Raw genomic sequence first — 12,920 nt, 5'->3', positions numbered from 1 at the left:
ATTTGCATTTTTCGGAACATGTCCCGAAGCGGCCCGCGGCCACTTGTTCCCCTAGACAATACTTGCCATTCACCGCCATGACGTTTTCCGCCGTACTCCTGGACCTTGACGGTACTTTGCTCAATACCGTTCCCGACCTGACGCTTGCCGTCAACGCCATGCGGGCCGATATCAACCTGGCCCCGCTGCCGCTGGAAACCATTGCCACCTACGTCGGCAAAGGCGTACGCCAACTGATAGTGCGCAGCCTCCAAGGCGACGGCATCGAACCGGACCATGATCTGGTCGAACGCTGCCGTGACCTGTTCAATAGGCATTACCATCCCGTCAATGGCCTGCATGCCACGCTTTATCCGGGCGTCATAGAAGGACTCGATGCCTTCCGGCGCCTGGGCCTGAAACTGGCCGTCGTTACCAACAAACCCACTGAATTCACGCTGCCGCTGCTTGAGCGCACTGGGCTGGCTCCTTATTTCGAACAGGTCGTTTGCGGCGACACCTGCGCCCGGCACAAGCCCGACCCCATGCCGCTGCTGCACGCTTGCGGCCTGCTGCAAGTGCCGCCCGCGCAAACCGTAATGGTGGGCGATTCGATCAACGACGCACAGGCGGCCCGGGCGGCCGGCATGGCGGTGCTGGCGGTACCCTACGGCTATAACGAAGGCCTGGATGTGCAAAATCTGAAAGTCGATGATATAGTTATGTCCATTGATGCCGCCGCGCAATGGATCAGTGCCCGTGGAACCAGTCCGGTTCCCGCCTGAACCCAAAGCCTTCGGCAAACCAAAAAAACCAATACCATGACCTCTGCCCTGTATTACTACACAACACCCCGCGCTACCTGGCGCTGGTGGCGCTTGTGTTCTGGGTGGCGGTAATTCCTCCCGGCATTTAAGACTCCGTCTTTTCCTGCCGACTGCATTACCAAACAGCTAAGCCCGGAACCATAAACACCATGGCCGGGCTTTTTTGATGACTGTCCGGCCTCGTGCACCAACAAAGCCCACCGAGACCTCCATGACAGAAATCGAATTCAACGCACTCGCCGCACAAGGGTACAACCGCATCCCCCTGATGGCGGAAACCTATGCCGATCTCGACACCCCGCTTTCCATCTACCTGAAGCTGGCTCACGGCGGCCCCGAAGGCGGGCGCAACAGCTGCCTGCTGGAGTCGGTAGTCGGCGGCGAACGGTTCGGCCGCTATTCCTTCATAGGCCTGCCCGCCAAAACCGTCATCCGCGCCAGCGGCACGCTGACCGAAGTCGTCCACCAGGGCCAGGTCGTTGAAACCCATGAGGGCGATCCGCTAAGCTTCATCGAGGCCTATCAAAAGCGCTTCAAAGTAGCCTTGCGCCCCGGCATGCCCCGCTTTGCGGGCGGCCTGGCCGGCTATTTCGGCTACGACACCGTGCGCCACATGGAGCCCAAGCTGGGCCCTGCCGTAAAGCCCTTCCCCTCGGGCCAGGACGAAGGCACGCCCGACATCATGCTGCTGCATGTCGACGAACTGGTGGTGGTCGACAATCTGGCCGGGCGCACTTACCTGGTGGTGTATGCTGACCCGCAGCAGCCCGAAAGCTATGCCGGCGCACGGCGGCGCATCAAAGAGCTGCGCGAGAAGCTACGCATGCCTGTGGTCATTCCCTATGCCTACGCCAGCCTGCAAACCGAAAGCCGGCGCGACTTCAAGAAAGAAGACTACATTGCCGCCGTCCTCAAGGCCAAGGAATACATCGCCGCGGGCGACCTGATGCAAGTGCAGATCGGCCAAGTCATCGCCAAGCCTTACCGCGACTCGCCGCTTTCGCTGTACCGCTCGCTGCGTTCTCTCAACCCTTCGCCCTATATGTACTACTGGAACTTCGACAGCTTCCATGTGGTGGGCTCTTCGCCGGAGATCCTGGTGCGCCAGGAAAAAACGGCCGCCGACGGCACCGACGAACAAACCGTGGTGACCATCCGGCCCCTGGCCGGCACTCGCAAGCGCGGCGCCACCCCGGCCGAAGACGCCGCATTGGCTGCCGAGCTGCAGGCCGATCCCAAAGAGCGCGCCGAACACGTCATGCTGATCGACCTGGCACGCAACGATGTGGGCCGGGTTGCGCAGACCGGCTCCGTCAAAGTCACCGACACCATGAGCATCGAGCGCTATTCGCATGTGCAGCACCTGGTTTCGAATGTCAGCGGCGTGCTGGACGAAGGCATGAGCAATATGGATGTGCTGCGCGCCACCTTCCCGGCCGGCACCTTGACGGGCGCGCCCAAAGTGCGCGCCATGGAGCTTATCGACGAGCTTGAGCCCGTGCGCCGCGGCATCTACGGCGGCGCGGCGGGCTACCTTAGCTACAACGGCGAAATGGACGTTGCCATCGCCATCCGCACCGGCATCGTCAAGGACGGCATGCTTTACGTCCAGGCGGCGGCCGGTATTGTGGCCGACTCCGACCCCGAAAAAGAATGGCAGGAAACCGAGGCCAAGGCGCGCGCCGTGCTGCGCGCCGCCGAAAAAGTCCAGTTCGGCCTTGACGAACCCATTTAATCAACTCCGTTTCCAGATCAAGCGTGAACGCGAAGGTGAAGCGCAGACATTACTCTTGTAAGGCAAGCGAAGCCGACAAAGTGCACGTTTGATATGGGAATGGAATAAAGTCGGAGACCACTATGCTGCTAATGCTCGATAACTACGACTCCTTTACCTACAACCTGGTTCAGTATTTCGGCGAACTGGGCGAACAGGTCAAGGTACTGCGTAACGACCAGACCAGCGTCGATGAAATCGCCGCGCTAAAGCCCGCCCGTATCTGCATCTCGCCCGGTCCGCGCACGCCCTCCGAGGCCGGGATTTCGATTGAGCTGATCCGGGCCTTTGCCGGGCAAGTGCCTATCCTGGGCGTATGCCTGGGCCATCAAGCCATAGGCGCGGCCTACGGCGGCAAAATCGTCCGGGCCAAAACCCAGATGCACGGCAAGACCTCGGCCATCACGCATACCGGCGCAGACGTTTTCAAGGACTTGCCCTCGCCCTACACCGTTACGCGCTACCACTCTTTGGTAATAGAGCGCCAATCCCTGCCCGACTGCCTGGCCATAACCGCCGAAAGCGACGACGGCGAGATCATGGGCGTACGGCATAAATCGCTGCCGGTCTACGGCGTGCAGTTCCACCCTGAATCCATCCTGAGCGAGCACGGCCACTCGTTGCTGCGTAATTTTCTGACCCTTTAAGAACAGGAATAAATCATCATGACTTCCGCCATTACCCCCACCGAAGCCCTGGCCCGATGTATCGAGCACCGCGAAATTTTCCACGACGAGATGCTGCACCTGATGCGCATGCTGATGCGCGGCGAGCTTTCCCCGCAAATCGCCACCGCCCTGATCATGGGCTTGCGCGTCAAAAAGGAAACGATCGGAGAAATCACCGCGGCCGCGCAGGTCATGCGCGAATTTGCCCTGCAGGTCACTACCCCCTACCCCGATGAATTGCTTGACATGTGCGGCACCGGCGGCGACGGCTCGCATACCTTCAATATTTCGACCGCGTCCATGTTTGTGGCCGCGGCCGCCGGCGTCAAGGTCGCCAAACATGGCGGCCGCAGCGCCTCGTCCTCTTCGGGCAGCGCCGACGTCGTCGAAGCCCTGGGCGTGAACATCAACCTGACGCCCGAGCAGATTACCGAGAGCATCACGCAAACCGGCATCGGCTTCATGTTTGCCCCGGCCCACCACGCCGCCATGAAGAACGTGGCCGCCATCCGCAAGGAATTGGCCGTAAAGACCATTTTCAATATCCTGGGCCCCCTGACCAACCCCGCCAACGCGGCCAATCAGCTCATGGGCGTGTTCCATTCCGACCTGGTCGGCATCCAGGTTCGCGCCATGGAGCGCCTGGGTTCCAAGCACGTTCTCATCGTGCACGGCAAGGACGGCATGGACGAAGCCTCTTTGGGCGCGCCGACCCTGGTGGGCGAGCTCAAGGACGGCACAATCCGCGAATATGAAATCCACCCCGAAGACTTCGGCATGTCCATGATGTCGAACCGTTCAATCAAGGTGAGCAATCGCGACGAGTCGGCTACACTGATCAAGCAGGCGCTGGAGAACGTTCCCGGCGCCGCACGAGACATTGTGGCGCTCAATGCGGGCCTGGCCATTTATGCCGGCAACAAGGCCGATTCCATACGTGAAGGCCTGAACCAGGCATTCGAGCTCATTTCCAACGGAGCTGCGCGAGCCAAGCTCGACGAGTTCTGCACCTACACACAAAAATTGCGACCATGAACGACATACTGAAAAAAATACTCGACACCAAAAAGGTAGAGGTTGCCACCGCCCGCCAGATGCGCAGCGAGGCCGACCTGCTGCGCGAAGCCAAGAACCGCAAGGACGTGCGCGGCTTTATCCGGGCCATTGAAGACAAGATCGCGCAGGGCAAGCCGGGCGTCATTGCCGAGATAAAAAAAGCTTCGCCCTCCAAGGGCGTGATTCGCGAAAATTTCAACCCGACCGAGATTGCCACCTCGTACGCCGCCCACGGCGCGGCCTGCCTGTCGGTGCTTACCGATGTGCAGTTCTTCCAGGGTTCGTACGACTACTTGCGCCAGGCCCGCGCCGCCTGCGCCTTGCCGGTGCTGCGCAAAGACTTCATCATCGACCCTTATCAAATCGTACATGCGCGCGCGCTGGGGGCCGACTGCATCTTGCTGATCGCCGCGGCGCTTGGCAAGAACCAAATGCTCGAACTGGAAAACCTTTCTATCGAACTGGGCATGGACGTGCTGGTTGAAGTGCACGACAGCCAGGAGCTGGAAGTTGCACTGCAACTCAAGACCAAGCTTCTGGGCATCAACAACCGCAATTTGCGTACGTTCGAGACCTCTTTGCAGAACACCATCGACATGCTGCCGCTGGTTCCGCAAGGCAAGCTGGTTGTCACTGAAAGCGCCATCGTTAGCCGCGAAGATGTGGCGCTTATGCGCTCGCATAACGTCAATGCCTTCCTGGTGGGCGAACGCTTCATGCGGGCGGACGAGCCAGGCCAGGCCTTGCAAGAGCTATTCTATTAAGCAGGCTATCTTCATGCACTCTGCCAATTGCCCTTTATGCCAAGACCAGGACGCGCACAATGTACTTTGGCGCAACGACAAGCTGCGCGTCATCGACGCCGGCGAACCGGACTTTCCCGGATTCACGCGCGTTATCTGGAACGAACACGCGGCTGAAATGACCGATCTGGCTCCACAAGACCGCAGCCATATCATGGACATTGTCTGGCTGGTGGAAAGCGTCATGCGCCACGAGATCATGCCGGCCAAGGTCAACATCGCCCAGTTGGGCAATTACGTACCGCACGTCCACTGGCATGTCATTCCGCGCTGGCCGCTGGACAGCCGCTACCCGGACGCCATCTGGGCCGCCCCGCACGAGCGCAGCCCGGAACAACAACTGGCCTGGGATGTATTCCGCGAGCAGCAATGGAATCTGCAAACCGACTACCATGCCGCCTTGCGCAGCGCGCTCGATTCACTGGGATGATCCCACGGCAACACAGTCTATTTACGGGGATGGGAATGGCCAATTCCAACAGCGCTCTCAATGTGTTTCGCGACGACTTGGCGCACTGTGTACAACAGCTTCCGAAAATATGGCAAGACGCGTTCAATACGCCCAGCGCACAAGCGGCACTGACGCGCCTGCGCGTTTTTCTGGCCGAACAGCTGGAGGCTGGCGCCGAGATCTACCCCGCCACCCCGTTTCGGGCCCTGCATACGCTGAATCCTGATACCGTCAAAGTCATTATTCTTGGACAAGACCCATACCATGGGGCAAATCAGGCGCAGGGCCTGGCGTTCTCCGTGCCCGATATTTGCCCCTGCCCGCCCAGCCTGCGCAATATTTTCAAAGAGCTGGCCCTGGAATACCCAGACAGCTATACACCGCAAACACACGAATTATCGCGCTGGGCGGAACAAGGAGTATTGCTGCTTAACACCGTGCTGACAGTCCAGTCCGGCTTGCCCGCGTCGCACGCAAAAAAAGGCTGGGAGTCCATCACCGACGCCATCATCGCGAACGTCGCCAATTCACCCCAGCCCAAGGTCTTCATGTTGTGGGGCGCTCACGCCCAGTCCAAGCAGGTTCTGATACCCACTGGCCCAGGCAGGCCCCCAAGCCTGATACTGACATCCAACCACCCTTCCCCCTTGTCCGCGCAACGCCCCCCCAAGCCGTTTATTGGTTGCGGACACTTCATGCAAGCCAATGATTGGCTGGCGCGGCACGGTGTATCGGGCATAGACTGGCTTGGCGACGATCAATAAATGTGGCCTCGTTACAACATAGTACTTTCCCTAATCGGGGAAAACTGCTTATAATTGCTGCACTGCATTTTCAATGCGTCGACATTTTCATACAGCACATGCTGTGTTCTAGCAGTTGACTGATACTTCAGCACCCATGTCGAACGCCATCGCTCCCTGACCCCCGAGCCTTTTCAGTTGTCCATGTGCCACGCACATGGCTGCACGTAAGGTTGATTGGTCGGCACGATGCTCCAATCAACCAGCGCATGAGCTCACTACTCACGCCTTGCGCTAGTGCACGCCGTTTTCTACGGCAAAGGATCACGCATGTCTTTTGAAAACCTGGGTCTTGACCCCGCTCTGTTGTCGGCCATTACCAAGACCGGTTTCACCACCCCCACCCCAGTTCAGTTGGCTGCCATTCCCAAAGCCTTGAAAGGCCAGGATCTTATGGTTTCGGCGCAAACCGGCAGCGGCAAAACCGCCGCCTTCATGCTGCCCGCCCTGAACCGCATTTCCGGCATGCCCGCCAACAAGGGCACCGGCGTGCAAGTACTGGTGCTGACGCCCACCCGCGAACTGGCTATGCAAGTAGCCGACGCCACCAAAGCCTACGGCTCGCATCTTAAAGACCTGCGTATTGCCGTTGTTGTCGGCGGCATGCCTTATGGCGCGCAGCTAAAAGCCCTGTCGCGCCGCGTCGACGTGCTTGTTGCCACGCCCGGCCGTCTTATCGACCACCTGCAGGCGCGCCGCGTCAATCTTTCTACCGTACACACTTTGGTGCTGGACGAAGCCGACCGCATGCTGGACATGGGCTTTATCGAAGATATTGAAACCATCGTCTCCAGCACGCCCGAAAGCCGCCAGACGCTGTTGTTCTCGGCCACGCTGGACGGCTCGATTGCCCGCCTGGCCGGCAAGATGATGCGCGAACCCGAGCAGATTGAAGTTTCGGGCCACAAACAGAAACACACCAACATTACGCAAAGCCTGCTGTACGCGGACGACAACGGCCACAAGATGCGTTTGCTCGACCACCTGCTGCGCGACACCAACCTGGACCAAGCTATTGTCTTTACCGCCACCAAGCGCGGCGCGGACGATCTGGCAGACCGCCTGTCCGATCAGGGCTTTTCGGCCGCCGCGCTGCATGGCGACATGAACCAGCGCCAGCGCACACGTACGCTTGGCCTGATGCAAAAACGCCAGTTGCGCATTCTGGTTGCCACCGACGTTGCCGCCCGCGGTATCGACGTGCAAGGCATCAGCCATGCCATCAACTACGACCTGCCCATGCAGCCCGAAGACTACACCCACCGCATCGGCCGTACCGGCCGTGCCGGCAACAGCGGTTTGGCCTTCACGTTGGCCGTTCATTCCGAACGCCACAAGATTCGCCGCATCGAACACTTCATCGGCCAGCCCATTCCTTCGAACGTTATCGAAGGCCTGGAACCCAAGAAGACAGTGCGCCCGACCTACACCGACCGTAAGGGCGGGAACGGCGGCGGCAAGAGCTTCGGCGGCGGCGCAGGCCGTGGCGGATACGCCGGTGGCGGCAAACCCAGCTACGGGCGCAAGCCCAACGGCGGGTTCGGCGACAAGCCGGCCTATGCGGGCAGCAAGCCGCGCTTTGGCGACAAGCCGGCCTTTGAAGGCCGCCCCGCCAGCGGCGAGCGCTTCAACGACGAGCGTCCTGCACGCTCGCGCTTTGAAGACCGCGGCAGCTTTGCCGGCCGCAGCGACGACCGCGGTGGATTCGCCGGTCGCAACGAAGAGCGCGGCGGTTTTGCTGGTCGCAGCGAAGAACGTGGTGGGTTTGCCAGCCGCAACGAAGATCGCGGTACCGGTGGCTACAAGGGCCGCAGCAGCTTCGGCGACCGTGCATCCGCCCCGCGCAGCGACCGTCCTGCATCGGCCAAGCCTTTTGGCGACCGCGCCCCGCGCGCAGACCGCCCCGCATTCGGCGACAAGCCCCGCAGCTCGTTCAGCGACCGTCCTTCGGCCCCCCGCGGCGACTTCGCCCGCAAGGCACCCGCCAAGTTCGGCGACCGCCCTGCCCGCCCCAGCTTCGGCGCCAAGCCGACTGGCAACCGCAGCGACGTAAACGCCTCGTAAGCTAATACGCAGCAAGCAAAAGGCCGCCTTCGGGCGGCCTTTTGCATTAGGCCCGCCACACGTCTTTTCGCCTTTGGCATCTAGCCGATCCGATTTGCTTGCACACTTGTTGACCTTGCGCATGCGAGATTGCCCCACTGGATCGCCCGCTCGTCGCTCTTGCCCCATCCCGTGCCGCTTTGCCCACCGTCTCATTAGCCTTGCGCCTATACTCTGGGTGCGTACCCGCTTTATTTGATGACCCAGTGCCGCACGGCCACATTGCAATACCATGCCTTCTCCATTCGCCGCTATGAAGCAACTTGCCAATAAACCCCTGTTTCTGACTGCCATACTGGCGATCCCTTTGTGGGCGGTTTTCGGAAACTTCCTGGTCGGCGTCATGGTGGCGCTATTCGCCGCTTTCTTTATAGCCATGTGCCGTTCGCTATATGTGCTGAAGCAATCCCAAAATTCAAGGCAGTCCAAAGAAGACAACACGAAGCCGTAAGGCCGGATTGGGCAGCGGCCATGACTGTGCCGCAACACTGCCGCGACGCCTTGATCGCTTTCGCTGCGCTTGCTCGCTGCGCCCAAGCCTCTTGAAACAGCCGGCTGATAAACTATGCCTTGACACGCATGCAGGCACACGGCCTGCATGCATACCGATTGCGATCCCTCCATGTCTTCCCGTACCTCCATACCCACCGGCTTGCCGTCACTTGACCCCGATTCCACCGCGCACGCCAAAGCTGTAGAGCGCTATTTGGTGGAACAAATAGAACAAGCTCCATGGGGATTCATGCCGTTCGAGCAATGGATGAGTTTGGCGCTTTACGCGCCTGGTCTGGGGTATTACGCCGCCGGCAATACGAAGTTTGGGGGCGCGAGTTTGGGCGCAGCACCCCAGCCGCCTGACGGCGACTTCACCACGGCCCAACCAACTAGGAAGAGTTTGGGTTCAGTAGTGCAGCCGCCTGACGGCGACTTCACTACTGCCCCCGAACTAACACCATTGTTTGCCCGGGTGGTGGGGGGGCAGGTGGGGCAGGTGTTGCGGGCTTGCGGGTCGCTGCGGGTGCTGGAGTTTGGTGCCGGGTCGGGGGCTATGGCGGCGGGGCTTATTCCTGCGCTGCGCGAACAGGGCATTGAGCCCGAGTATCAAATACTTGAAGTGTCGGCCGATTTGCGGGCTCGCCAGCAGCAGCGCTTGGAACAGTTCGGTTCGGCCGTGACCTGGCTGGACGAACTGCCCACCAGTTTTGTGGGCTGCGTGCTGGCCAATGAAGTGCTCGACGCCATGCCGGTAACGCTGTTTCGCTGGGACGATACCGGCAATGTGCTGGAACTGGGCGTTACCCTGGGCCACAGTCATACTCAGGAAGACGACATCAGCCTGCGCCACCGCCGCGCCGGCGGCGTTGAAGCCAGCCAGGGGCATGCCCACCTGGAAGACGGCTTGAACACAGACAATGCAACGCCCTTCCTGCTTGCCGAGCGCCTTGCCCGGCCCGAACTGGCGCAGGCCGTGGCAAAACGCATGCCGCCATTGCCTGAATACCAGTCCGAAATCAATCTGCAGGCCGAGGCCTGGGTGCGGCAACTGGGGTCCTGGCTTGAAAAAGGGGCTGCCCTGCTGATCGACTACGGCTTCCCCCAAGGCGAGTACTACCACCCCCAGCGCACCGCCGGCACGCTGATGTGCCACTTCAGGCATCACGCGCACACCCAGCCGCTGATCTATCCGGGCCTGCAAGACATCACCGCCCACGTCGACTTCACCGCCATGGCCGACGCCGCGCTGGAAGGCGGGCTGGACGTGCTGGGCTACACCTCGCAGGCGCGCTTCCTGATGAACGCCGGCCTGCCCGAATTGCTGGCCCAGCTTGATCCCGAAGATATCGCCAACTACGCCCCCACGGTTTCAGCCGTACAAAAACTTATCTCGGAAGCCGAAATGGGCGAACTGTTCAAGGTGCTGGCCATTGGCAAAGATATCGATGTCCCGCTGATAGGCTTTGCCAGCGGCGACCGCCGACATAGGCTTTAGGTTCGCCCCCAAAGAGCTGCGAAGAAACTCAGGCCGCCTGGCCGGACTTCATCACTCATCCCAAGGGTTAATTACAGTAACCCCACATTCGGTGAAGTCCTTGACGTTGCGCGTAGCCAGGCTTGCACCCCTGGACTTGGCCACTGCGGCAATCATCGCGTCGAACTGGCTAATGGGTTTGCCCATTACCTTGCGGCCCGCGGCAATTTCCGCATAAACGTCCGCCGCATCGTTGTCGAAACTCAAAACCTGCCCCGCCAGGTCTTTATCAAAGATGGCTTGCACCGCATCCAACAACAGCGACTTGCGCTGGCCATCTGGCAATAAGCGAATTCCATAGAAAAGCTCACCGCGCGTAACCGTGGTGGTGAACAGTGCAGAACGCGGCTGTGCAGCCAACCATGCCAAAGCACGCGCATCGGGTTCAGGGCGCAGAGCCTCCGACAGGACATTCGTGTCCAGAATGATCACGAACCGAGTTCCAAAGGATCACGGATGGCTTCACGCTTGGGAAGTTTAAGATCAATGCCCCCAAAAGGCTTTACGCGAGCCCGAATCGCCTCTACCAATGAAGGCGTGCGTACCGGCTCTACAGAAAGCGCCGCACGCAAGATATTCCGTGCCTCGTCTTCCATTGAATGGCCGTGAATCGCTGCCTGCACACGCAGTCTGGCTTTAAGTTGATCATCGATGTTACGGATAGTCATAGTCGCCACGGAGCACCTCCTTTAATCATTGACTGCATTTTAATCATTGACTTACGCCTAAGCAAGACTGGGCCGACCTTAGGTAACCGCTTTCGATGCTAAAGTTGGCCTGAAAATAAAATAAAAGGGGTATGAGGATGAGCGATCGTAAAGCCGTCGACGGCCTGGCATTCGGGTTGATGGCGATCTTGTGCATGATCTGGGGATTCCAGCAAATCGCCATCAAGGCGGCGGCTGTCGATATTTCCCCCATCATGCAAATCGGCCTGCGCTCGGGCATGGCCGCGGTCCTGGTTTGGCTGCTGATGCTGTGGCGGCGCGAACCGCTTGCCCTGCACGACGGCACATGGCGCCCCGGCCTGCTTATTGGCTTGATGTTTGCGCTGGAGTTCCTGCTGTTGGGCGAAGGCCTGCGCTACACCACGGCTTCGCACATGGCGGTTTTTTTATACACCGCGCCATTCTTCGCAGCCATCGGGCTGCACTGGAAGCTGCCCGAAGAAAAACTGGCGCTGGCGCAATGGCTGGGAATAGGATTGGCCTTCGTGGGCGTTGTGATTGCATTTTTCGGGCCCGATGCCAAAATCGCCACCAAAGAAGCGCCCAATGTTCTGCTCGGCGACTTCCTGGGGCTATTGGCCGGCGCGGCATGGGGCGCCACAACGGTCGTCATTCGATGCACCCGCTTGTCCAATAACTCCGTGACCAAGACCTTGCTGTACCAGTTGGTCGCCGCCTTCATCGTGCTGATGATCGCAGCGGTAATGCTTGGACAAACCTCCATCAGCTTCACGCCCCTGGCCTGGAGCAGCGTGCTGTTCCAGGCGGTCATCGTCTCGTTCGCCACGTTTCTTGCCTGGTTCTGGCTATTGCGCAATTACCTGGCCTCGCGCCTGGGTGTCTTCTCTTTCATGACGCCCCTGTTCGGCATTGTCTTTGGCGTCTGGCTGCTGGACGAACCCTTGGACGCCAGCTTTCTTACCGGCGCGGGGTTCGTGACCGCGGGCATCATCCTGGTCAGCGGCCATGACTGGCTGCGCCAAACCTTGAGCCGCGCACAGAAAGGCTAAATAGAAGCCCGCCCGATACCGGTTTCCTTGAGCGTCGACAAAATAGGTCCGAACACCGTCCCGGTTTCAGGCAAAGGCATGAAAGCGATTGCCCGGGCCTCTTCTTTAGACAGCCCTATGCCGTGCAGGACCACGTACATCATTTCTTCAACATGATTTTCAATGCTGGGCTCGGTCAGTATGGTCTCCAGGCCGAAGAAAATCGAACCCAAAATAATGTCCCGGACAACAACGGCATTGGGAACGGCAAAGCGCTTGGCTTGCACGCCGGTTTCTATGTCGCGCGTCAAGTAAGTGTCCAGCAGCTTTCCGCGCACCGCGTGGCGAGAGCCGATCCGCGCCAGAAACATGCCCCATATCGGATAGCGGCATGCCATGCCGACATATAGGCGCGTGCCGGTACAGATTCGCACAGCTGGGTCATCGAACTTCAATACTTCGGCATCGACGACCGCCAGGACCTCGTCGCTCATGGCGCCGGTCAGAGCGGCCAGCAATTCGCCGGTTGTACGGAAATAATTGTAAAAAGTACCGCGCGCTACTCCCGCGGCTGCAATGAAGTCTTCAATAACAGGAAGATCGGGACCTTTTTCGGCAAAAACCGCCAACGCGCTTTTCATCAACAAGGCGCGAGTTTTCTCTCGCCGGGCGAGCCCGGCTCGGGTGCGGTGGTCTTCCAATTTCACGGT

14 protein-coding genes are annotated in these 12,920 nt (G+C 59.7%); 11 read left to right on the top strand and 3 right to left on the bottom strand.

Annotated elements, in window-relative coordinates:
• Window positions 1-77: 77 nt before the first annotated feature.
• The 10 genes from DFR37_RS18395 (at window position 78) to DFR37_RS18350 (ending at window position 10,454) form a co-directional block, all read left to right on the top strand.
• The gene (locus DFR37_RS18395; protein WP_113934644.1) at window positions 78-764 is read left to right on the top strand and encodes a phosphoglycolate phosphatase; all 687 of its coding nucleotides are present in this window, start codon (window positions 78-80) and stop codon (window positions 762-764) included.
• A 253-nt stretch (window positions 765-1,017) separates the two neighbouring features.
• Entirely contained in the window at window positions 1,018-2,541 is a 1,524-nt protein-coding gene (trpE, locus tag DFR37_RS18390; RefSeq protein WP_113934643.1) for an anthranilate synthase component I, read from the top strand.
• 122 nt (window positions 2,542-2,663) lie between these two features.
• On the top strand, window positions 2,664-3,227 hold the full coding sequence (locus tag DFR37_RS18385; RefSeq protein ID WP_113934642.1) for an anthranilate synthase component II: 564 nt from the start codon (window positions 2,664-2,666) through the stop codon (window positions 3,225-3,227).
• 18 nt (window positions 3,228-3,245) lie between these two features.
• Window positions 3,246-4,283, top strand: coding sequence for an anthranilate phosphoribosyltransferase (gene trpD, locus DFR37_RS18380; protein ID WP_113934641.1), 1,038 nt, complete (start codon window positions 3,246-3,248; stop codon window positions 4,281-4,283).
• Entirely contained in the window at window positions 4,280-5,068 is a 789-nt protein-coding gene (trpC, locus tag DFR37_RS18375) for an indole-3-glycerol phosphate synthase TrpC (protein ID WP_113934640.1), read from the top strand. Before trpD ends, trpC begins: the two co-directional genes overlap by 4 nt.
• A 13-nt stretch (window positions 5,069-5,081) precedes the next feature.
• Window positions 5,082-5,537: an HIT family protein gene (locus tag DFR37_RS18370; RefSeq protein WP_113934639.1), complete on the top strand. Its 456-nt coding sequence runs from the start codon at window positions 5,082-5,084 to the stop codon at window positions 5,535-5,537.
• 35 nt (window positions 5,538-5,572) lie between these two features.
• Window positions 5,573-6,322: a uracil-DNA glycosylase gene (locus DFR37_RS18365; protein ID WP_113934638.1), complete on the top strand. Its 750-nt coding sequence runs from the start codon at window positions 5,573-5,575 to the stop codon at window positions 6,320-6,322.
• Between the two features lie 309 nt (window positions 6,323-6,631).
• Window positions 6,632-8,425, top strand: a complete 1,794-nt coding sequence (locus tag DFR37_RS18360) for a DEAD/DEAH box helicase (RefSeq protein ID WP_113934637.1) — start codon at window positions 6,632-6,634, stop codon at window positions 8,423-8,425.
• A 271-nt stretch (window positions 8,426-8,696) separates the two neighbouring features.
• Complete coding sequence (locus DFR37_RS18355; protein ID WP_242341894.1) at window positions 8,697-8,915, top strand: hypothetical protein; 219 nt, start codon at window positions 8,697-8,699, stop codon at window positions 8,913-8,915.
• A gap of 171 nt (window positions 8,916-9,086) precedes the next feature.
• Window positions 9,087-10,454, top strand: coding sequence for a class I SAM-dependent methyltransferase (locus tag DFR37_RS18350; protein ID WP_113934730.1), 1,368 nt, complete (start codon window positions 9,087-9,089; stop codon window positions 10,452-10,454).
• Window positions 10,455-10,505: 51 nt separating this feature from the next.
• On the opposite strand, the gene DFR37_RS18345 is transcribed toward DFR37_RS18350, so the two are convergent.
• Together DFR37_RS18345 and DFR37_RS18340 are read right to left on the bottom strand one after the other, a co-directional pair.
• Complete coding sequence (locus DFR37_RS18345) at window positions 10,506-10,925, bottom strand: type II toxin-antitoxin system VapC family toxin (RefSeq protein WP_113934636.1); 420 nt, start codon at window positions 10,923-10,925, stop codon at window positions 10,506-10,508.
• On the bottom strand, window positions 10,922-11,170 hold the full coding sequence (locus DFR37_RS18340) for a FitA-like ribbon-helix-helix domain-containing protein (protein ID WP_113934635.1): 249 nt from the start codon (window positions 11,168-11,170) through the stop codon (window positions 10,922-10,924). The genes DFR37_RS18345 and DFR37_RS18340 overlap by 4 nt, the downstream gene beginning before the upstream one ends.
• Window positions 11,171-11,298: 128 nt before the next feature.
• Between DFR37_RS18340 and DFR37_RS18335 the strand changes: the two genes are divergently transcribed.
• Complete coding sequence (locus tag DFR37_RS18335) at window positions 11,299-12,231, top strand: DMT family transporter (protein WP_113934634.1); 933 nt, start codon at window positions 11,299-11,301, stop codon at window positions 12,229-12,231.
• Here the strand turns inward: DFR37_RS18335 and DFR37_RS18330 are convergent.
• The gene (locus DFR37_RS18330; RefSeq protein WP_242341893.1) at window positions 12,228-12,917 is read right to left on the bottom strand and encodes a TetR/AcrR family transcriptional regulator; all 690 of its coding nucleotides are present in this window, start codon (window positions 12,915-12,917) and stop codon (window positions 12,228-12,230) included. The two genes, DFR37_RS18335 and DFR37_RS18330, sit on opposite strands and share 4 nt — an antisense overlap.
• Between the last annotated feature and the right edge of the window lie 3 nt (window positions 12,918-12,920).

Origin of the sequence: Eoetvoesiella caeni, assembly GCF_003315175.1 — a bacterium.
Taxonomy (GTDB): domain Bacteria; phylum Pseudomonadota; class Gammaproteobacteria; order Burkholderiales; family Burkholderiaceae_B; genus Eoetvoesia; species Eoetvoesia caeni.
Note: the sequence above shows the minus strand (reverse complement) of the source record. Positions and strands in the feature narration are given on the sequence as shown.